At 67.1% G+C, this 21,039-nt stretch carries 20 protein-coding genes and 2 tRNA genes; 9 read left to right on the forward strand and 13 right to left on the reverse strand.

Annotation, left to right across the window (positions count from 1 at the left end; translation table 11 throughout):
* Positions 1-75: 75 nt before the first annotated feature.
* On the reverse strand, positions 76-1,758 hold the full coding sequence (gene argS / locus NV1_RS04760; protein ID WP_067885909.1) for an arginine--tRNA ligase: 1,683 nt from the start codon (positions 1,756-1,758) through the stop codon (positions 76-78).
* Between the two features lie 91 nt (positions 1,759-1,849).
* Here argS and NV1_RS04765 point away from each other — a divergent pair, with 91 nt between their 5' ends.
* From NV1_RS04765 to NV1_RS04775, 3 genes are all read left to right on the forward strand, one after another.
* Positions 1,850-2,713, forward strand: coding sequence for a thioredoxin-like domain-containing protein (locus tag NV1_RS04765; protein WP_067885911.1), 864 nt, complete (start codon positions 1,850-1,852; stop codon positions 2,711-2,713).
* Positions 2,713-3,390 carry a DUF305 domain-containing protein gene (locus tag NV1_RS04770; RefSeq protein WP_067885913.1) on the forward strand — a complete coding sequence of 226 codons (678 nt, stop codon included), beginning with the start codon at positions 2,713-2,715 and terminating at the stop codon, positions 3,388-3,390. The genes NV1_RS04765 and NV1_RS04770 overlap by 1 nt, the downstream gene beginning before the upstream one ends.
* A gap of 88 nt (positions 3,391-3,478) precedes the next feature.
* Positions 3,479-3,551, forward strand: a tRNA-Arg gene (locus tag NV1_RS04775).
* A gap of 172 nt (positions 3,552-3,723) precedes the next feature.
* On the opposite strand, the gene NV1_RS04780 is transcribed toward NV1_RS04775, so the two are convergent.
* From NV1_RS04780 to NV1_RS04790, 3 genes are all read right to left on the reverse strand, one after another.
* Positions 3,724-3,972 carry a hypothetical protein gene (locus NV1_RS04780; protein WP_067885915.1) on the reverse strand — a complete coding sequence of 83 codons (249 nt, stop codon included), beginning with the start codon at positions 3,970-3,972 and terminating at the stop codon, positions 3,724-3,726.
* Positions 3,973-4,150: 178 nt separating this feature from the next.
* Positions 4,151-5,500: an FAD-binding oxidoreductase gene (locus tag NV1_RS04785; RefSeq protein ID WP_067886625.1), complete on the reverse strand. Its 1,350-nt coding sequence runs from the start codon at positions 5,498-5,500 to the stop codon at positions 4,151-4,153.
* 119 nt (positions 5,501-5,619) lie between these two features.
* Positions 5,620-6,201, reverse strand: a complete 582-nt coding sequence (locus tag NV1_RS04790; RefSeq protein ID WP_067885918.1) for a TetR/AcrR family transcriptional regulator — start codon at positions 6,199-6,201, stop codon at positions 5,620-5,622.
* A gap of 105 nt (positions 6,202-6,306) precedes the next feature.
* On the opposite strand from NV1_RS04790, the gene NV1_RS04795 reads away from it, so the two are divergent.
* The 3 genes from NV1_RS04795 to NV1_RS04805 all read left to right on the forward strand — a co-directional run bounded on the left by NV1_RS04795 (position 6,307) and on the right by NV1_RS04805 (position 9,788).
* Positions 6,307-7,473, forward strand: a complete 1,167-nt coding sequence (locus NV1_RS04795) for an FAD-dependent oxidoreductase (RefSeq protein WP_067885920.1) — start codon at positions 6,307-6,309, stop codon at positions 7,471-7,473.
* Between the two features lie 101 nt (positions 7,474-7,574).
* Positions 7,575-8,243, forward strand: coding sequence for an EthD domain-containing protein (locus NV1_RS04800; RefSeq protein WP_067885922.1), 669 nt, complete (start codon positions 7,575-7,577; stop codon positions 8,241-8,243).
* Between the two features lie 132 nt (positions 8,244-8,375).
* Positions 8,376-9,788, forward strand: coding sequence for a metallophosphoesterase family protein (locus NV1_RS04805; RefSeq protein ID WP_245713554.1), 1,413 nt, complete (start codon positions 8,376-8,378; stop codon positions 9,786-9,788).
* 20 nt (positions 9,789-9,808) lie between these two features.
* Here the strand turns inward: NV1_RS04805 and NV1_RS04810 are convergent.
* Positions 9,809-9,879: transfer RNA gene (locus NV1_RS04810), tRNA-Cys, on the reverse strand.
* A 126-nt stretch (positions 9,880-10,005) separates the two neighbouring features.
* On the opposite strand from NV1_RS04810, the gene NV1_RS04815 reads away from it, so the two are divergent.
* Together NV1_RS04815 and NV1_RS04820 are read left to right on the forward strand one after the other, a co-directional pair.
* Positions 10,006-10,542 (forward strand): MarR family winged helix-turn-helix transcriptional regulator, encoded by a 537-nt coding sequence (locus NV1_RS04815; protein ID WP_067885924.1) that lies wholly within the window; start codon positions 10,006-10,008, stop codon positions 10,540-10,542.
* A 102-nt stretch (positions 10,543-10,644) separates the two neighbouring features.
* Complete coding sequence (locus NV1_RS04820; RefSeq protein WP_245713555.1) at positions 10,645-11,754, forward strand: Hsp70 family protein; 1,110 nt, start codon at positions 10,645-10,647, stop codon at positions 11,752-11,754.
* 7 nt (positions 11,755-11,761) lie between these two features.
* Here NV1_RS04820 and NV1_RS04825 read toward each other — a convergent pair whose 3' ends face one another.
* The 4 genes from NV1_RS04825 to NV1_RS04840 are packed head-to-tail and all read right to left on the reverse strand — an operon-like array spanning position 11,762 to position 14,772.
* Positions 11,762-12,271, reverse strand: a complete 510-nt coding sequence (locus NV1_RS04825; RefSeq protein WP_067885926.1) for a DUF3558 family protein — start codon at positions 12,269-12,271, stop codon at positions 11,762-11,764.
* 2 nt (positions 12,272-12,273) lie between these two features.
* On the reverse strand, positions 12,274-12,789 hold the full coding sequence (locus NV1_RS04830; protein ID WP_067885928.1) for a DUF3558 domain-containing protein: 516 nt from the start codon (positions 12,787-12,789) through the stop codon (positions 12,274-12,276).
* A 38-nt stretch (positions 12,790-12,827) separates the two neighbouring features.
* Entirely contained in the window at positions 12,828-13,634 is an 807-nt protein-coding gene (locus NV1_RS04835; protein WP_067885930.1) for an enoyl-CoA hydratase, read from the reverse strand.
* A gap of 52 nt (positions 13,635-13,686) precedes the next feature.
* Positions 13,687-14,772, reverse strand: coding sequence for an enoyl-CoA hydratase/isomerase family protein (locus NV1_RS04840; RefSeq protein WP_067885932.1), 1,086 nt, complete (start codon positions 14,770-14,772; stop codon positions 13,687-13,689).
* Positions 14,773-14,993: 221 nt separating this feature from the next.
* Here NV1_RS04840 and icmF point away from each other — a divergent pair, with 221 nt between their 5' ends.
* On the forward strand, positions 14,994-18,233 hold the full coding sequence (icmF, locus tag NV1_RS04845) for a fused isobutyryl-CoA mutase/GTPase IcmF (RefSeq protein WP_067886632.1): 3,240 nt from the start codon (positions 14,994-14,996) through the stop codon (positions 18,231-18,233).
* Between the two features lie 83 nt (positions 18,234-18,316).
* On the opposite strand, the gene NV1_RS04850 is transcribed toward icmF, so the two are convergent.
* The 4 genes from NV1_RS04850 to NV1_RS04865 form a co-directional block, all read right to left on the reverse strand.
* Positions 18,317-18,751 (reverse strand): type II toxin-antitoxin system VapC family toxin, encoded by a 435-nt coding sequence (locus tag NV1_RS04850; protein WP_067885934.1) that lies wholly within the window; start codon positions 18,749-18,751, stop codon positions 18,317-18,319.
* The gene (locus NV1_RS04855; RefSeq protein WP_067885936.1) at positions 18,751-18,987 is read right to left on the reverse strand and encodes an antitoxin; all 237 of its coding nucleotides are present in this window, start codon (positions 18,985-18,987) and stop codon (positions 18,751-18,753) included. Before NV1_RS04855 ends, NV1_RS04850 begins: the two co-directional genes overlap by 1 nt.
* Positions 18,988-19,155: 168 nt before the next feature.
* Complete coding sequence (locus NV1_RS04860) at positions 19,156-19,956, reverse strand: helical backbone metal receptor (protein WP_067885938.1); 801 nt, start codon at positions 19,954-19,956, stop codon at positions 19,156-19,158.
* 303 nt (positions 19,957-20,259) lie between these two features.
* Complete coding sequence (locus NV1_RS04865) at positions 20,260-21,027, reverse strand: SWIM zinc finger family protein (protein ID WP_067885940.1); 768 nt, start codon at positions 21,025-21,027, stop codon at positions 20,260-20,262.
* Between the last annotated feature and the right edge of the window lie 12 nt (positions 21,028-21,039).

Below are 21,039 nucleotides of genomic sequence, written 5' to 3' on the forward strand. Positions count from 1 at the left end.
CCACCCCATCCCGGGCGTGCTCGAAAGAGCCTGCCGGACAGGACATCCGGTCGGCTCCATCGGGTACGGCGCGATTCACATGCGCTCCGGAGCGCTGACGCCCAACAGCGACAGACCGTTGCGCAGCACCTGCCGCGTCGCCTTCACCAGTTCCAGCCGCGCGGCATGCCGCGGAGTGAGCGGCTCATCGCCCTGCGGCAGGACGCGCATCTCGTTGTCGGACTGGAAGGGGTGGTACACCCCGGCCAGCTCCTCCAGATACCGCACCACCCGATGCGGCTCGCGCATTTCCGCGGCCGTGGCCACGATCCGGGGGAACTCACCCAGCGTGCGGATCAGCTCGCCCTCGCGGTCCGCGGTCATCGCGGCGAAATCCGGTGTCACCGAGGCGAAGTCGAAGGACTCCGAATTCTCGATGATCCGGCAGGTGCGCGCGTGCGCATACTGCACGTAGTAGATCGGGTTGACGCTCTCCTGTTTGGTCCACAGGTCCAGATCGATATCGATACTGCTGTTGGCCGAGGAGCGCATCAGCGAGTACCGCGCGGCGTCCACACCGATCGCGTCGACCAGGTCGTCGAGCGTGACGATGGTGCCCGCGCGCTTGGACATCCGCACCGCCACACCGTCTTTCACCAGATTCACCATCTGGCCGATGAGCACCTCGACGGTCGCGGGATCGTCACCGAAGGCGGCCGCGGCGGCCTTCAGACGTCCGATGTAGCCGTGGTGGTCCGCACCGAGCATGTAGATGCACAGGTTGAATCCACGCGACCGCTTGTTGTGGAAATACGCGATGTCACCGGCGATATAGGCGGATTTGCCGTCACTCTTGATGACCACGCGATCCTTGTCGTCACCGTATTCGGTGGAGGCGATCCACCACGCGCCGTCCTTCTCGTACAGCTTCCCGGACGACTTCAGCGTGGCCACCGCGCGCTCGACCTCACCGGATTCGAACAGCGCGCTCTCGTTGAAATACACGTCGAAGTCGGTGCCGAAATCGTGCAGGGACGCCTTGATCTGCCCGAACATCAGCTCGACGCCCTCGCGCCGGAACAATTCGAACCGCTCGGCGGCAGCCGATTCGGCGCCCGCGCCGGCGGGCAGTTCCGCCGCTCCCGGATTCGCCGCGACGATCGCGTCGGCGATCTCGGTGATGTACGCGCCCGCATACCCGTCGTCCGGGGTGGGCGCGCCGGTGGCGGCCGCGACCAGGGAATTTGCGAAACGGTCGATCTGCGCACCGTGATCGTTGAAGTAGTACTCCCGGGTCACCTCCGCGCCCTGGGCGATCAGGATCCGGCCCAGGGCGTCGCCAACCGCCGCCCAGCGGGTGCCGCCGAGATGAACCGGACCGGTCGGATTCGCGGAGACGAATTCCAGGTTGATCTTCGCGCCCGCCAGGGTGTCGGCGGTGCCGTAGCGCTCGCCCGCGGTGAGGATCTTCTCGATGATCACGCCCTGCGCGGCGGCAGCGAGCCGGATGTTGAGGAATCCGGGACCGGCGACCTCGGCGGAGTCGATACCGTCGGCGGCCGAGAGCGCCTCGGCGAGCAGACCTGCGAGTTCGCGCGGATTCATTCCGGCCTTCTTCGCCACCTGCATGGCCACATTCGTGGCATAGTCACCGTGCTCGGGATTGCGCGGACGCTCCACCGTGACCTCGTCGGGCAGGACCCCCGGGTCCGATCCACGTTCCACGAGCACCTTCGCCGCGGTAGCACGAAGGAGATCTGCAAGGTCAACTGGAGTCACGAGTAACTATCCTATGGTTCGAGCAGGGGGGCACCGCCAGCGGGTTTCCCGGACTCGGATCCGCCGACCGACCGAAGAGAGCCCATCAGCGATGCCGAACACCAGCGCAAAATCGGCCAAGGCCATTCGTGCCGCGGCCCGGTCCGCTCCCGCGAGTAAATCGGGAGGCGGCGCCAAACTGCCCGGGGGACGGCGAATCCAGTGGCCGATCGTCGGCGGCGTCGTGGTGATCGTCGCGCTGGTCGCCGCACTGGCAATCTACCTGGTGCCGAAATATCAGCAGAAGGCCGATGCGCAGAAGTTCACCCCGACCGCCGAGCACAAGGATCCCTCGGGCGATATTCCGGGCGTGGTGCGCAAGGACTATCCGGCGGGGCTGCACGTCTCGGCGACCCAGCGGGTGGCTTACGACATGAAGCCGCCGATGGGCGGGCCGCACGACGCGTCCTGGGCCACCTGCACCGGCGTGGTCTACGGCAAGGCGATCCGCACCGAGAACGCGGTGCATTCGATCGAGCACGGCGCGATCTGGATCGCCTACAACCCCGACAAGGTCACCGGCGCCGCCCTGGATTCGCTGAAGCAGCGGGTGCAGGGCAAGCCCGCCATGCTGATGTCGCCGTATCCCGGCCTCGATCACGCCGTCTCGCTGCAATCCTGGGGCCACCAGCTGAAACTGGACAGCGCGGACGACAAGCGCATCGGTGAATTCATCAGCGCCCTGCGCCTGAACCAGTACACCTACCCCGAGGTCGGCGCGGACTGCGCCAACCCGACCTTCGACACCGACAACCCACCGGCATTCGACCCCACTCCTCCCGGAGCGGACGCGATCCCCATGGACGGCAAGGGATTGCAGGCGGACCTCAGCGAAATGGGCGGCTCGTTGCCGGGCGGGATCCCGGGCATCCCGGTTCCTTCCGGAGGTGGTTTCGTCCCGGGATCGGGTCGGTAATGGACGAGAGCGGGCATTCCCCTCGACGCCGCACGACGCTGCTGGCGCTGATCGGAGCGTGTCTGCTGCTGACCGGTTTCGCGATCGGCGTAATCGCGCGACTTCCGTTGCAACACAACGGCGACGCCGCACCCAACGCGGTGGACACCGGGTTCTGCCAGGACATGTCGGTACATCATGCGCAGGCAGTGCGAATGGCCGCGCTCGAATTGTCCGGCGGCAGCGATCCGGAGGTGAAGCGGCTGGCCTACGACATTCTCACCACCCAGCAGAATCAAGCCGGGCGCATGCAGGGCTGGCTGCAACTGTGGGAGCGGCCGAGCGTGGATCCGGACGGCTACATGGGCTGGATGACCGACCACGTGACCATGCACGGTTCGATGCCGATGACCTCGACGCCCAGCGGCCCGGTGCAATCCATGCCCGGCATGGCCACCGCCGCGGAGATGAACCGGCTGCGCCAACTCACCGGCCCGGCCCAGGACACCCTGTTCCTCCAGTTGATGCTCCGCCACCACCAGGGCGGAATCGCCATGGTCGCCTACGCGACGACCCACGCCGACACCGACGCGGTCCGAACCCTGGCCGACAGTATGAACACCACCCAGCAGGGCGAGATCAACCTCATGACCCAACTCCTCACCACCCGTGGCGCAACGCCTCTCCCCATGACCTGACCCCGCTGAAATCCGCTTTTGGCGCACGGCCGAGGATGCGATACGCTTTCCCAGCCCGATCGGACAATGGACGAGCGGGTCCATCCCCGCCCTCGTAGCTCAGGGGATAGAGCGTCTGCCTCCGGAGCAGAAGGCCGCAGGTTCGATTCCTGCCGAGGGCACCGAAAGAAACAGGCCCTGACCAGGGTATAACTGGTCAGGGCCTGTTTGCGTCCGAGGACTCATCCCGCCGCAGTGTCACGGGTTGTCACAACCGTGTCTCACCGGGTCCTCCACGGCCGTACCGCCGACGTCGGCGCGACCGCCGTCGCGGATCACCGCCGCACCGCGTGGTCAGAGTGAACGAGTAGGGCTGTCCGGTGCGCGGCGCCCCAGCAGGAAGTAGGCGAGGGGAACGACGCCCACCGAGTTCACCAGGACGATCGCCGTCGCCCAAACTCGCTTCGAACCACGGACCTCCGCCACCGGCCGGTGCGCGAGATCGCGCAGCGCCGCGATTCTCACCACACCGTCGAACACACCGGCCGTCACGATCAGAATCCGGCTGCGCGTACTCAGATCGCTCCATCGCCTACCCGCCATAGCCGCTCATCCCTTTCACCGTCACCGCGTTCGGGCTGCCGAATATCACCCTAGAGAAGGGGTGCATCGAAACAAGGCCGGACACGGCCGCTCGGCGTGCTTGCCGCGCACACCGCGGACAGTGCCCGCACCGCCCTCGGCCTGGCCGAGCGAACTCTTCCGACCGGCACACTGCCGGTCAGGGCTTTTCCGGTGAATGAACCGACTCGATCACCTTGCCCGGGTTGAGGATTCCCAGGGGGTCGAGAGCTTGTTTGATGTTGTGGTGCATGGTCATGGCCACGGGATCGAGTTCGCGGGAGAGGCCGGGCATCTTCAGCAGGCCGACGCCGTGTTCGCCGGTTACGGTTCCGCCGAAATCCAATGCGGCGTCGATGATGTCGGCGAAGGCGGCTTGGGCGCGGGTGCGGGCGGCTTCGTCATCGTGGGAGGTGATGAGCAGGGGATGCAGGTTGCCGTCGCCGGCGTGGGCGATATTCGCGATGACGGTGTCGTGCCGGAGGGCGATCCGCTCGATGCGGGCGAGCATGTCGGGTACGGCGCGCACCGGGACGCAGATGTCCTCGGTGAGGACGGGTCCCAACCGTTCGACGGCCGGATAGGCCAGGCGGCGAGCCTGGAACAGGGCCTCGGATTCGATCTCGTCGGTGGATACCGCGCTCCAAGTGGCGCCGGCCTGTTCGAAACAGCGGCGCATGGTCTCGGCGTCGTCGTCGCCGACCGATCCGGCGACGTCGACCCGGCCGAGCAGGACGACCTCCGCATCCACCGACAGTCCGAGCTTCTTCCAATCATCCACCGCGCGTAGGCAATGCCGATCGATGAGTTCGAGCGCCGAGGGGATCACTCCGGAACCGACCACGGCCTCGACGCCGCGTCCGGCGCTCACGATGGAGTCGAAATATCCGGCCACGGTGCGCTCGGCCGGACGCCGCGGGCGCAGCCGCACCGTGATCTCGGTGATGATGCCGAGCGTCCCCTCCGAGCCGACCATCAGCCCGGCCAGGTCGTAACCCGCCACCCCCTTGGCGGTGCGACGACCCAGCCGCACCAATTCCCCTGTGCCGGTGACGATCTGCATGCCCAGCACGTAGTCGCGGGTCACCCCGTATTTCACGCAGCACAGCCCGCCCGCGTTCGTGGCGACGTTACCGCCGATCGTGGACCACGGCGCGCTCGCCGGGTCCGGCGGATACCAGAGCCCGTGCTCGGCGCAGGCGGTGCGCAAATCCTCGTTGACCACCCCGGGTTGCACGACCGCGACACGTTCGAGCGGATCGATGTCCAGTACGGCGTTCATGCGCTCAAACGAGAGCACGACACTGCCGCGGGTCGCGTTCGCCCCGCCGGACAACCCGGTCCCCGCACCGCGGGCGATCACCGGCGTGCGGTGTTCGGCACACCACCGCACGACGGTGCGGACCTCCTCGGCCGAGTGCGGGCGCAGCACCGCCAGCGGCATCTCGTAGGGCGCCCATTCGGCCTCGTCGTGCCCGTAACGCTCGATCACACCCGGATCCGTGACCATGCGGCCCGCGGGCAACCGCGCGGCCAGTTCCTCCACCGAATGCACCGGCGCACCTCATATCTCTCGTGCACGTCGTGCCGCCACGACGGCAGCCCAACCCTACGGTCCGGGCCGAGCGATCAGGATTCGCCGGGACGCATCGTCAGGTATCGCTGCAGGACCGGTGCGAGGTTGGCGGTCAGTTCTGCGTGCGTCATCGCGACCACTGGTTCGAGCCGCAGCACGTAGCGGCACAGTGCCAGGCCGAGGACCTGGCTGGCGATCAGGCCCGCGCGGCGCGGGGCATCGGCCGGATCGCCGACGCGCAGCACCATCGGCATGATCTGTCCGGCGAAGATTCGCTGGGCGCGCTGCCCCACCGAATCGTCTGTCACCGCCGAACGCAGCAGGGTGAGCAGGATCTCGTCGCCGGGCGGCGTCTCCCACAGTTCGAGGAATCGGCGCATGATCGTCTCACCCAGCGAATCCGGCGGCGCCACACCGAGATCCGGCAACTCCAGGTCGATCTCGAGGGCCGCGTCGAACAGCCCCTCCTTATTGCCGTAGTACCGCATCACCATCGAGGGATCGATCTCGGCGTCGGCGGCGATGGCCCGGATGGTCGCCTTGCGGAACCCGTCCTGCGCGAAGCGGTGCCGGGCGGCGGCCAGGATGGCGGCGCGGGTGGCGTCGGAGCGGCGGGCGGGGGTCTCGGCGATCATGCCAACAAGTGTAGGCCAACAACTGTTGACATGCTATCGGCGACCCCCTATCGTAGATGTCAACAGCCGTTGGCCAACAGATGTTGGCAGATTTGAGGAGCCGTTATGAACACCGTTCCCGCCACCGCCTCGGTCGTCGTCATCGGCGCAGGTCCCACCGGAATGACCGCAGGGATCGCCCTCGCCGACGCGGGCGTCGACGTGGTACTGCTGGACCGGCTGGCCGAGGGAGCGAACACCTCGCGAGCCGCGGTCGTCCACGCCCGCACCCTCGAGGTGCTCGACGAATTCGGCGTCGCCGCGGAGCTCAACGAGCGCGGACTCGTCGTCGAGCAGTTCGACCTGAACGACGGTCCGCAGCGGCTGGCCACCATCCACTTCAAGGATCTGCCGACCCGATTCCCCTACACCCTGATGATCAGCCAGGCGACCACCGAGGAGGTGCTGCTGACCCGGCTCCGTAAGGCAGGCGGCACCGTACTGCGCCCGTACACGGTCACCGCGGTCGAGGGCGACGAGACCGGCGTCAGCGTCGAATTCACCGATGCCGCAGGCGGTTCCGGATCAATCCGAGCGGATTACGTGATCGGCGCCGACGGTATGCACAGCGTGGTCCGCGAACAGGCGGGCATCGGGTTCACCGGGGCGAGCTATCCGGAGTCGTTCGCGCTGGCCGACGTCCGGATGGACTGGCCCGACCCGCGCACCGAAGTCTCCCTGCACCTGGCGCCGCAGGGATTCACCCTCGTCGCGCCGCTGCCGGACGAGCAGCGTGACCGATTCCGCATCGTCGCCACCGTCGATGACGCGCCCGAACATCCGGACCTGGCCTTCATGCAGGCGGTGATCGACGAACGCCGTCCGGGCGGACGGGTGCGAGAGGTGTTGTGGAGCTCGCGTTTCCGCGTGCATCACCGGCTCGCGGACCACTACCGCGCGGGCCGCATCCTGCTGGCCGGTGACGCCGCCCATGTGCACAGCCCGGCCGGCGGGCAGGGAATGAACACCGGCATCCAGGACGGCGCACTACTGGGCCGATTGCTCGCGCAGGTGCTGCACGGCGAGCCGGACGCCCTGCTCGACGAGTACGAGGCGATCCGCCGCCCGGTCGCGCAGGGTGTGGTCGAACTCACCGATCGGATGACCCGGATGGCCACTCTGCAACAGCGCCCGGCGCGCGCCCTGCGCAACACCGTGATCCGCTCGGCGGTCCTGTTCCCGGGCGTGCGACGTGCGGTCGCCTTCCGGCTCTCCGAACTCACGGCCCGCTGACGTGGCGTTTTCCGCTGAGCGAGATCGTCCGCGGGAATTCCCGCGGACGATCGCATCGCGCGGATACCGTCTTCGACCACCGCTTCGGAAAGGGCGACGAGATGAAATTGATGTATGCCCTGTGGGGTTCGGAGCCGGCCGAGACGCTGTGCTCCGCCGGCACGCATGTCCGGCTGGCCCGCGCGGGCGCGACCGAACTGCAGGTCAACGTCGTCGACGATGATGTCGCGGCGGCGACGTTGCGACTGTCGACCTACGCCGAGCCGATCGCCGCAGTGGTCAGCGTGTGGACCGGGGGCGAGCATGAGCCGACCACCCGGGAACTGACCTCCGCCGCCGATCGGGTCGAGGGCTGGATCGTGGCCGAACGCGTCCCGATGGCGCCTCCGGCGACCGCCGACGGCGTGCGCTTCGACGCGTTGTCCAATATCGCGTTCCTGCGGGTTCCGCCGGAAATGACACCCGAGGCGTGGCGGAAGTACTGGCACGAGGTGCACACCGCGATCGCCATGGAAACCCAGGCCACCTTCGGCTATCTGCAGAACACCGTCATCTCGGCGGTGACTCCGGGACGTCGCGTCGACGGCCTGGTCGAGGAGCTGTTCCCCATGGCCGCCATGACCGATCCGCACGCGTTCTGGGGCAGCGGGGGCGATGACGCGGAGCTGCAACGCCGCGTCAGCCGCATGCTGACCAGCATCGACGCCTTCGGCGCCAACAAGGATATCGACGTCGTCCCGACCAGCAGATACCACTACACCCTCGGCTGAGATCGCGTTCGCGCCACCCGGCCGCGACACCTGGCCGGCGCGCACGGTCACCGGACCGACATCCGGGTGCCGTAGTCTGCGCGGTGACGGCGCCCGCACTCGGGACGTCGGGCCGGACAGGCGCGAAGGGGGATGCCGCTGATGACGTGTTGTGGCCCGAACCGCCGCCGGATGCTCGCGGCGCTGGCGGCGGCGCCGATCATGGTCGCGGCGGGAACTGCCCGCGCACAGGCGAATTCGATGATCGCCACCGATCTCGAGCTGGTGACGCTGACGCCGGACTCGGCGATCCTGACGTGGACCACACTGGGGTCGGACGTGGCCGGGAACAGGATTCCGATGGACGCGGGCACACAGGTCCACCTTGCCCCGGCCGACGCGGTGGGTCCGGCTCGCACCGTCGTCGACGACACCGCCCGGACGCCATACCACTACGCCGAGGTCACCGGGCTCGAACCCGGGCGCACATATCGTTTCGAGGCGTGGTCCGACGGTGTGCGCGCGGTTCCGGCGCCGACCGTGGCGACGCATCTGCCCGGTAGCGCCGAATGCACCGGGCGGTTCACCACGCTCGTGCCGCCGCCGGGCCGCCTGCTGCGTACCGTGGCGCTGTCCAACGACGTGCATTTCGGCGAGCAGACCGCCGGTCTGATCACGAACGGATATCCGCCGGGCGTCCAGCAGGAACCGGGGCTGCCGCCCTATCCGGAGTTGATGCTCACCGCGATGCTCGGCGATCTGCGCCGCCCCGACCGCGGCGCGAACCACCTGCTGCTGGCCGGTGATCTCACCGCGGAGGCCACTCCGGGCCAAACTCGTTCCGTGCGAACGTATCTGGATCGCTGGGGCAGGTCCGAACGGGATTGGTTCGCCGTGCGCGGCAATCACGACCGGCCGCACGTCGGCGCGGACTACGCCGAATGTCCCCCGGTGGCCGATGCGGCCCACCACGATTGCTGGGGCGAATCATTCGGCGCGCGAGGCCGGCTCACCGAACATCGGATGGGCGAGTTGCGCGTGCTCGGCCTGGACACCACCCGTCTCGACGCGGCCGGCGGCGCCATCGATCCGGATCAGCTCGCTCACCTGCGCGAGGTCCTGCGAGCCGATCCGGACCGCCCGACATTGGTCTTCGGCCACCACCCCGTCACCCTGGATTCGGCCCTGTCCAATATCAACGGCCCGGATTTCGTCCTGAATCGCTCCGACGCGGCGACCCTGCAGAACCTCTACCGATCGGCTCCCGGCGTATTCCTGCATCACGCGGGCCACACCCATCGCAACCGCCGCACCGTCCCCGACATCCCGCTGAGCGTCGAATTCCTCGAGGTCGGCGCGGTCAAGGAATATCCCGGCGGTTACAGCCTGATGCGTCTCCACGAGGGCGGCTACACCGTCAATTTCTACAAGACCCGCACCCCCGACGCCCGCCGCTGGAGCACCCGCAGCCGCGCCGAATTTCTGGGGCTGGCCCCCGAATACACCCTCGGCACCACCACCGACCGCAATCACGTTGTGCTGCGCGATCTTTCCGGGCTGAGGTAATCCAGCAGAAATTTCAGCAGAGCGAGTGGCGGGAATCGAACCCGCGTACACGGTTTTGCAGACCGCCCCCTGACCACTCGGGCACACCCGCATCGACACTCATGGTGCCCGGGGCCGCCCGCCGCGCCCAGGGTTGTGGTCAGCATGATCGAAAACGCACCCGGGTGCGAATGGCGTGAAACCGTCACTCCGCGCCGCCCCCTCTAAACTCGGTCGCATGGCTACACCCCGCCCGCTGCCCCTGGACCCGATCGCAGAGGCCCATCGCCAGTGGACCACACACGGTTGGGGTGAGGTCGCGGACGGGATGGCGGCGGTGACGTCGCTGGTGCGGGCGCAACAGATCGTGATGGCGCGGGTGGACGAGGCGCTGCGGCCGTCGGGGCTGACCTTCTCCCGCTACGAGCTGCTCGCTCTGCTGAGCTTCAGCCGGACCGGAGCGCTGCCGATGGCCGTGGCCAGCGCCCGGTTGCAGGTACATCCGACCAGCGTGACCAATACCGTGGATCGACTCGAGGCCGCCGAACTGGTCAAACGAGTACCGCATCCGAGTGACCGCCGGGCGACGCTGATCGAGATCACCGATGCCGGTCGCCAGTTGGTGGCGCAGGCGACCGAGGAGTTGAACGAATCGGTTTTCGCACGTCCCGGCCTGCCGCCGCAGCGCCTGCGTCAGTTACTACAGTTACTGTCGGAGTTCCGGCAGGCCGCAGGGGATTTCGATATCGGTGACACGCCGACGCACTGGTCCTGACGAGCAAAATCGTCCGACCGGTAGGCATGAAAACCGAAGCCGGAGGCCTGCCGTGACACCACCTGGATAACCATTCAGCATCCAGCCAGCGACATGGCCGCGATGACCTTCCCATCCGGGCGCGAAAGGTTCACCATGGAGCCCATGGTGCTGGTCCTGGGGGTGTCGGCGGGCGCTGGCGGAGCTCGCGCGATGTTGACGCACTCCGACCAGCCGCATCTACCGCCGATCGATCGCTGCACCGTGCCCCGCCGGGCCGGAGCCGACGTAGCGGAATCGGTGTTCACAGCCATCCGACTGATGCGGGACGCGGCAGCCCAGCGCGAGGAATTCATCACCGGCCTCGCGGTCACCTGCCGCTGCTCCCTGCACGAGGAGGCGGTGCGGGCCATGGCCGGTCGCGGCAATCTCACCGTCGTCGACGAACCGCACGCCCAGCTGCGCTATCTGCGCTTCAGCGGCCAACTCCCGGACGAGGGCGCGGTACTGCTCTACGATCTGGGCGCCTCCGGACTCACCGTCACCGCGGCCGACTGCCGCACCGACGCCATCCTGGCGATCAGGCGCAGCACCGTTCTCGGCGGCGACGGACATGACGCGCTGTTGCGCTGGCATCTGGCCCACGGGGGTCTGAACCTCGATAAGCCGACCAGTCGCGCCTACAAGGAGGCGTTGACCACAGCACCGGTGCTGACCGCCACAGATCCGCACAGCGGACAGCGAATGGTGTTGACGCGCAGCGATTTCGAGGAGTTGGCCGAGGCCGGAATCCACCATTCGGTGTCCTATGTGCGGCAGATTGTCGGAGAGACGGGCGTTCCGCCGAAGGCCCTCGCCCTCTTGGGTGGTTGTTCCCGCAATCCGGGTATTCGCCAGGCGCTCGGGCAATTACTGGATCTGCCGGTGATCTACGATCCGGAACCGGAATTCGTCTCCGCGCGCGGCGCGGTGCTGATGTCCGCCCAACTGCCCACGGCCCGCCGGATCCGGAGTGTGCGATTCGGCGCGCGACCGACCCTGCGGCCCGCCGATCCCGCACCGGTATCCAAGCGCAAAGTTGTTGCCGCGCTTGCCGTCACGGCGACACTGGGAGCGACGGTGGCGGGTCTGCTGACCACGAACCGGGATTCGACCGCACCCGCCACCCACCACGCCCCGCCGACTCCCGTCGAGGTCGCGGGCACGCCCGCGAATCAGCTGCCGCCCAGGTAGTTTCGATTCAGATACCGTCGAAGGTCAGTGTGGTGTGCAACAGGCTCATCGCCGCCGCGCACGGATCGGGCTGTGCGGCATGGTCGCGATTCTGCACCCACCAGGTGACAGTACCGCTGTCGGCGGCGGTCACCCCGCAAGTGCCCGGATCCCGCGGATCGCGCCAGTACATCCCGCCGAAACGGTCGACCACCACTTTCTCGGTCCGGTACCCGTACTGGGCGGCGACCTGCATCTCCCGCATCAGTACATCGCCGGAGAACCAGCTGTAACTGAGATCGACTGTGCCGCTGAGAGTCTGGGCGGTCCAGGTACAGGTAGTCGGCGCACTCTGCCGACGCACCGAGGTCGCCCGCAACAGACCGGCGAGAGCCTGATCGCTCAGCGGCCCGCAGCCGCCCAGAACGTTCGGGGCATCGGCCGGAGTGCTCTGCGTCCGCGGCGTACCGCTGCCCGCACATCCGGCCAGCGCGGCGGCCAGCATCACCGCGATCACCGTCCGCACCATCGCGCGCATCGCTAACCCGCCTTCGCGAGCGTATCGGCGGCGAGCTGCTCGAGGTCCGAACAACCTTGCGGCCGTGCGGGTTCGGGCCCGCTACCGGTGAGGATCCAGTCGATGAAATCCGCCCCACCGGACGCGACCGCGATCTCGCAGGCCTTCGTACCCGACCAGAGAATGCCCGGACGGCCCGCGACCCGCACCGACGACGGCGTGCCGAGGGTGACCCGGCCGCGCCGATCCTGCAGCGACGTCCCACGGAACCACTGGAAGACGACGGCGTAATCACCGCTCGCGCCCGCAGCCCAGCCGCAGCGCATCGGATCGGCCGCCACCTGCTGCAATCCGGTGAGCCCGGTGGCCTTGGAGATATCGGCGTCGGAGACCGATCCGCACCGCCCGATCGCGACGGCCTGCGCGGGGACGGCGGGCACGCTCGGCTGCTCGGACGCGGACGGGCCGCCCGAACCACCGCATCCGGTCACGGACATCACCGCACACGCCGTCGCCGCCGCTGCCACCTGCTTCCACACGGGCCAAGGCTACGGGAACGCCGGCGGCGCGTCGCGACTCAGCGGTTGGTGAAATCGGCCGACCGCTTCTCCACGAACGCGGCCATGCCTTCCTTCTGATCCTCGGTCGCGAACAGTGAGTGGAACACCCGCCGCTCGAACCGCAGTCCTTCACCGAGCGTCGTCTCGAACGCGCGGTTCACCGCTTCCTTGGCGATCATCACCGAAGGCAGCGACATGGACGCGATGGTCTGCGCGACCTCGAGGGCCACGCTCAGCAGGTCGGCGGCCGGGACGACGCGCGAGACCAGACCCGCGCGCTCGGCCTCATCGGCGTCCATATTGCGGCCGGTGAGGATCAGATCCATCGCCTTGGCCTTGCCGACGGCCTTGGTGAGCCGCTGCGAACCGCCCATCCCGGGGATGATGCCCAATTTGATCTCGGGCTGGCCGAATTTCGCGGTGTCCGCGGCGATCAGCAGATCGCACATCATGGCCAGCTCGCAGCCGCCGCCCAGGGCGTATCCGGCGACCGCGGCGATGATCGGCTTGCGGAACGCGGCCACCCGGTCCCAACCGCCGAAGTGATCGACCAGGAACATGTCCATATAGGACTTGGTCTGCATCTCCTTGATATCCGCCCCGGCCGCGAAGGCCCGCTCGGACCCGGTGAGCACGACCGCGCCGACGCTCTCGTCCTGCTCGAGCAGATCCAGTGCGGCGGTAATATCCACCAGCACTTGGGAATTGAGCGCGTTGAGCGCCTTGGGCCGGTTCAGCGTGATCACCGCGACGCGGCCGGTGCGCTCCAGGAGAACGGTCTCGAAATCCGGTCCGCCGTTCTGCGCGGATTCGTCCTGCGTCATCTCGTGTTCCTCTCCCGATCGAGTCCGGACATCGGTGACCCTAGCGGAGCGGTCACCGTTCGCCTCGGCATGGTCGATGTTCACCCAGTTCGCGATCGCCGAGTTCGCGGAAGTACGCCTCGACGTCGGCATCGGTGACCTCGGCGAGGGTGGCCGGCGACCAGTGCGGGGCCCGATCCTTGTCGATGACCTGCGCGCGGATGCCCTCCACCAGATCGTGTGTGCCCAGTGCCGCGATCGAGACCCGGTACTCCCGGTTCAATGTCTGCTCGAGATTCGCGTCCGCGCGGGCGTTGCGCAGCGACCGCAACGTGACCTTCAGCGCCACCGGCGATTTCGTGAGGAGATCGGCGGCCGCGCGGGCCGCCTCGGGACGTCCGTCGCTCTGCAGCCGGGACACGATCTCCTCGACGGTATCCGCACCGTAGCAGGAATCGATCCAGTCCTGATTCGCGACGAAGGCCGAAACCGGCGCGGGCTGAGCGAATTTCGCGATGGCGATCTCGGCCTCGGCGGTGCGCAGCGCCTCCAGCAGCGCCGGAATCTGTTCCGAGGGCACGAAATAGTCGGCGAATCCGGCGGCGATGGCATCCCCGGCGCTCATCCGCGCGGTGGTCAGCGCGACGTGCGTGCCGATCTCGCCGGGTGCGCGCGAGAGCAGGTGGGTGCCGCCCACATCCGGGACGAATCCGATACCGGTCTCGGGCATGCCGACCAGGGAGCGTTCGGTCACCACGCGGTGCCCGGCGTGCCCGGACAGGCCGACGCCGCCGCCCATGACGATGCCGTCCATGATCGCCACATACGGTTTGGGGTACCGGCCGATGAGGGCGTTGAGGGCGTATTCGTCCCGCCAGAAGCGTCCGCTGGGCGAATCGGCCCCGGCCGTATCGCCGTTCTCCACCGCGTTCTTCGCGTCGCGGTGGATGGCGACGATATCGCCGCCCGCGCACAGTCCGCGTTCGCCGGCGCCGGTGAGCACTACCGTCCGCACCCGCTCGTCGTCCGCCCAGGCGCGCAGGGCGTCGAGGATGGCCAGCGCCATCGGGTGGTTCAGCGCATTGATCGCCCTGGGCCGGTTGAGCGTGATCAGGCCCAGGCCGTCGCGCACATCGATCAGAACCTCGGGCTCGCTCATCTGTGTCCTTCCCGGCCGTTCCCGCCGTCGGGCCAACTACTAGGTCATCCTAGATTCGGACATCCATCCACATCTACCACCAGCCCTGTGATCCACACCATCACGACCGTCCGGCACCTGTCGAACCCTGGCGTTGCGACCCCGGCCACAGTACAGTTACTTTGACGTCCTACTATCGGGACATCAAATTATTCGACGGGCCTCTTCTGATGGAGGATGTCATGGCCGACCTGCACACTCCGGTACATCCGGTTCGCTTCGTGACCTCCGCGGCTCTGTTCGACGGGCACGACGCCGCGATCAACATCATGCGGCGGATCCTGCAGTCCCAAGGCGCGGAAGTCATCCACCTGGGGCACAACCGTGCCGTGCGCGAGGTGGTGGACGCGGTGCTCACCGAGGACGCGCAGGGCGTCGCGATCAGCTCGTATCAGGGCGGGCACGTCGAATACTTCGAATATCTGGCCACCGCGCTGCGCGAGGCGGGCGCGGGACACGTACGGATCTTCGGCGGTGGCGGCGGCGTCATCGTGGATCAGGAGATCAACCGGCTCGCCGAGGCCGGAGTACGGATCTTCTCCCCCGAGGACGGGCAGCGGCTCGGCCTGCCGGGCATGATCAACGAGCTCGTGCGCGACTGCGACGTCGACCTCTCGCGTGAGCCCGCGGATATCGAGGCCGTCCTGGCCGGCGAACGAAAGGCGCTCGCGCGCACCATCACCTGCCTGCAGCAGGACGCACTGCCCGCCGCCGATCTCGCGGCGCTCCAGGCAGCCGCGGCCGGACGGAACGTCCCGGTACTCGGCATCACCGGCACCGGCGGCTCCGGAAAGTCCTCGCTCACAGACGAACTCGTGCGGCGGCTGCGCTCGGATCAGCAGGACAAACTGCGCGTGGCGATCCTCGCGGTGGACCCGACCCGGCGCCGCGGCGGCGGTGCGCTGCTGGGCGACCGGATCCGGATGAACTCGCTCGACGGCGATCACGTCTACTTCCGCTCGCTGGCCACCCGCGGCGCGCACGAACTGCCGGTCAATACCGACACCATGATCCTGGCCTGCAAGGCCGCCGGATACGACCTGGTCATCCTGGAGACGCCCGGTATCGGGCAGGGCGACGCGGCCATCATCGACCACGTCGATCTCTCGCTGTACGTGATGACACCGGAATTCGGCGCGGCCTCGCAGCTCGAGAAGATCGATATGCTCGATTTCGCGGACGTGGTGGCGATCAACAAGTTCGAGCGTCGCGGCGCGGCCGACGCCCTGCGGGACGTCTCGCGGCAGCTGATCCGCAACCGGGAGGCGTTCACCAGCACGCCGGAGGATATGCCGGTCTTCGGCACCAGCGCGGCGACGTTCAACGACGACGGCGTGACGGCGCTGTACCAATATCTGGCCGCTCACCTGGCCGAGAAGGGGCTGCCGGTCGCCGAGGGCGTACTCCCGCGCGTGGACACCCGCGCCTCGACCCGCTTCGCGCAGATCATTCCGCCCGCCCGGGTGCGGTACCTGGCCGAGATCGCCGAGACGATCCGCGCTTACCATGCCGATACCGCCGCGCAAGTCGTTGCCGCGCAACGGGTTCAGCGGTTCGAGCAGGTGCTCGAGGAGATATCCGGCCTCGTCGGCAATGCCGGTGCGAGCGAGGGTGAGAGCGCCATCGCCACCCTGCTGGAATCCGCGCGTTCCGAACTGAGCGCGGATAACGCCGCCCTGCTGAGGGATTGGCCCGCGCTGGCCGAATCGTATCGCGGCGAGGAGCAGGTGGTGCGCATCCGGGATCGCGAGCTGCGCACCACGCTGCGACGGAAGTCGTTGTCCGGCAGCTCGATTCCGCGCGTTGCCCTGCCGCGATTCACCGACCACGGCGAGCTGCTGCGGTTCCTGCGTTCGGAGAATCTGCCCGGCCGATTCCCGTTCACCGCCGGGGTGTTCCCGTTCAAGCGGGACAACGAGGATCCCGCGCGCATGTTCGCCGGTGAGGGTGACCCGTTCCGGACCAACCGCCGATTCAAGGTGCTCTCGGAACATTCGGACGCCAAGCGGCTGTCCACGGCCTTCGACTCGGTGACTCTCTACGGACACGACCCGGCCGAACGGCCCGATATCTACGGAAAGGTCGGCACCTCCGGGGTTTCCATCGCAACGCTGGACGATATGAAGGCGCTCTACGACGGCTTCGATCTCACCGCGCCGACGACTTCGGTGTCGATGACCATCAACGGGCCGGCGCCGACCATTCTGGCGTTCTTCCTGAACACCGCGATCGACCAAGCGCTGCAACGGTTCTCCGAGGCCGAAGGCCGTGAAGCCGATACGGCCGAGGCCGCCGATATCCGGGCGCGGACGCTGGCCACCGTGCGCGGCACCGTGCAGGCCGACATCCTCAAGGAGGATCAGGGCCAGAACACCTGCATCTTCTCCACCGAATTCAGCCTGCGCATGATGGCCGATATCCAGGAATGGTTCGTGCGCAACGATGTTCGCAACTTCTATTCGGTCTCGATCTCCGGGTACCACATCGCCGAGGCGGGCGCGAATCCGATCAGCCAGCTTGCCTTCACGCTGTCCAATGGATTCACCTACGTCGAGGCCTATCTCGCGCGCGGTATGCATATCGACGACTTCGCGCCGAACCTTTCCTTCTTCTTCTCCAACGGCATGGATCCGGAGTATTCGGTGATCGGCCGGGTGGCGCGGCGGATCTGGGCGGTCGCGATGCGCGACAAGTACGGCGCGAACGAGCGCTCGCAGAAGCTCAAGTACCACGTGCAGACCTCCGGGCGGTCGCTGCACGCACAGGAGATGAGCTTCAACGACATTCGCACGACACTGCAGGCCCTGATCGCGCTCTACGACAACTGCAACAGCCTGCACACCAACGCCTACGACGAGGCGGTCACCACCCCGACCGAGGATTCGGTGCGCCGCGCCCTGGCCATCCAGTTGATCATCAACCGGGAATGGGGCCTGTCGATGAACGAGAATCCGCTACAGGGCAGTTTCATCATCGACGAGCTCACCGACCTGGTCGAGGAAGCGGTGCTGCAGGAGTTCGAGCGCATCTCCGAACGCGGCGGCGTCCTGGGCGCGATGGAGACCGGCTATCAGCGTGGTCGCATCCAGGACGAGTCCATGCTGTACGAGCAGCGCAAACACGATGGCTCGCTGCCGATCATCGGGGTGAACACCTTCCGCAACCCGCACGGCGAGGAGGAACGCGAACTCGAACTGGCCCGCGGCACCGAAGCGGAGAAGCAGTCCCAGCTCGAGCGCACCCGTGAGTTCCAGACCGACCACCGCGACTCCGCCCACGACGCCCTGGCCCGCCTCGACGCCGCCGCCCGCACCGACGAGAACGTCTTCGAGGTCCTGATGGACGCCGCCCGAGTCTGCACTCTGCAACAGATCACCGATGCCTTCTTCACCGTCGGCGGTCAATACCGCCGCAACGTGTAGGTCACCCGGCATGCATGCACGGTGTGCATGCATGCCGGGTGCACGGCTGAATTATGCTGTCCCCGAAGGAATCCTGAGATAGTTCAGCCCGGGCCGATCGGATCCCACACACGGGCGAATCCAAAACTCCGAAAATCTCCGACGTTCCGGGTCGCGATCTCGTCGATGCCATGGTGTCGCAGTGTCAAGGCCAGCCGAGCGTCGAACAGGCGCCGGCGGGCCAGCCCGGGAGTGGCGGCCACCTTCCACACCTCGTTCATCACTGGCGCACTCTCGATCAGCGCCCAGCGGCGATTGCTGCGAAATGCTTGGCACACCTCTGCCGCATCCGGGCCGTCGAGCGGCCGAGCCAAGACGGCAGGGTTCCGCAGAAGTTGATACAGCTCGATGAGGACGAGTTCGGCGATCGCTACATCATCACGACGACCACAATCAACAAGGAAATCCGCCGCCGCCCGATGCTCGGCACAGTCCTTGTTCTGCGCATACAGCAACACGTTCGTGTCAATCGACAGCATCACGCCTCATTGGCGAGATCGCGCCAGGTTTCTTCCGGTGCACGAAAGGGGCCCAGCCCCCGCGGTGTCGGCGGGTGCCAATCGGATTCGCTCGCGCTGTCGCGAGCCGGATAGATCCGCACCATATGTTCGAGACCGCGGCGAACGACTTCCGCCAACGTCATCTCCTGCTCCTCAGCAATCCGTTTGGCATCTCGGTACAGCCCATCAGGTAGTTGAACCTGAGTACGAATCATACATCAAATTTACATCTACATCAAAAATTAATCAATGGTCCAAATGGGTTCTCTTCGATCGCGAACTGTTCAGATGGACTGGCTCCAATCCGCAAAACCGATCTTGATTCGGAGCGACGAATACAGCCCTGGGCCACTGGTAACCACCGAGCTCGAACCCCCGAAGCGTCAGCTGTCCGACCGATGCGGAGGTGCCGGGTTCGTCGCTCGAGCCAGTCGGTCGGACAGCCGTGCTCGCGCGGTGACCAAGGAAGGGCCGTACCAGGTGAGGTCGCGGCCGGAGACCAGCGCAACCGGGATGTCCGGAAAAGCTTCGGGGCCATCGGTTTCGGTGAAGACGTACGGCTCGTCGGGGAGTACGGCCAGGTCGACGCCGGACAGCAGTTCGACGGCGGATACCGTGGGGTAGCGGCCGGGGAGGTGGGCGTGGACGAGGCGTAATCCGAGGCGGTGGGCCAGATCTCCGGTGAAGGTGTCGCGGCCGACCACCATCCACGGGTCACGCCAGATCGGGATAACGGCGTTGCGGATCGGTTCCGGAGGCGGTGGGGCCCAGACGGATTCGGCCTCGGACAGCCAGTCCGGCGGCACGACGCCGAGCGCTGCGGCGAACATTCTCGTCATCGACTCGAATGCCTCGTCAACCGTGCGAATCCTGGTGACCCACACCGCGATTCCCGCATCCCGCAGGCGGCCCACGTCGATGCGGCGATTCTCCTCCTGATTGCAGATCACCAGATCCGGAGCCAGCTCGGCGATCCGGCGCACATTCGGATTCTTGGTCCCCCGCACCCGTTCCACCGGCAGCTCCCGGGGATGAGTGCACCAGTCGGTTGCCGCCATGAGCATTCCGGGACAGCTCAGTGCGATCGCCTCGGTCAGCGACGGAACCAGCGAGACGACCCGTTCCACCGGGCGGGCGATCGGCACCGGCGTCCCGAGATCATCGACCGGATCGACATCGGACATCTCCTCAGCCTAGTGCCCGGTCTTGCGCCGACCTCGTACGAGCGCCGAGTTCGTTGCCATCCGCATCGGCTGACGTCCAGCGGCCGACACGTCTACCGCAGCGTTCTCTCGCGCGGCCGGACATCGTCTGTCCGCGATTCGACCAGGCGAGAACGGATCGAGGACGGGCGCGGGTACCCCACCGGGTGATCACACGTCCGGACGAGCCACAGTGTGCGGCCGCGACCTCACCACCGGCAACCGATATCACGATGCTGCCGGGGCGCATCGCGACCTCCGGCTGTGGTGCCGGCCCGCGCCCGGTCAGCTGTCCAATGTGCGGTACAGGGTGTTGAGGTCGCGCAGGCCCGATTCGGCGGTGTGCTCGTCCTCGGCGGTCATGCGCAGGGCCTGGCGGAGCGGAATCGAATCCAAATCGTCCACGGCGGGACGGAATTCAGGTTCGGGGAGGCCGGGCAGGCTGATGTTCTCGCCGTAGAGATCATCGGAAACCGTTGGACCGCTGTCATTCTGAACGCCGCCGATGAGGGTGTCCAGATCCAGACCGCGCAGGGTGAGCATGATCGAGGGTTCCTCGTCCAGGCGTTCGGCGATGATGTAACAGACCGCGGCCACATGTTTGCAGGGCCAGCCGTCGTCCGGGCAACTGCAGGCGAAATCGAGTTCGGCGGCGGTGCTGGGCAGCAGCAGCGGGCCCAATTCCTTCGGCAGGGCGCCCGAGGCCAACTGGGCGAGCATGCCGGGGGTGGCGCGGACCAGATCGATCAGCTCGTCCAGGCGTTCGTCGCGCAGAGTGCGAAGGGTCAGCGCGGCGGAGAACGGGCGCGGCTGACTACCCTGCACCTCCGCGGCCACCGCACCTGGTTCGATGTGGTAGTTCACCACCTGACCGGCTCGCGCGTAGGTGCGTCCGCGAGTCAACCGTCCGGCGTCGGCGACCTGCTCCACCGCCTCGATGAAGGATTTTCCCCACCAGGTCCGCGCGAAAGAGCCTCTGCGACTGCGTGGTTCGACGCCCCCGCGCACGGGCAGGCGTTTACCGTACCGGTCGTAGTCGATGAACGGACTCATCCCCGCACCTGT

This window comes from Nocardia vaccinii NBRC 15922 (assembly GCF_001613305.1).
In the GTDB taxonomy this organism is placed as follows: domain Bacteria; phylum Actinomycetota; class Actinomycetes; order Mycobacteriales; family Mycobacteriaceae; genus Nocardia; species Nocardia vaccinii.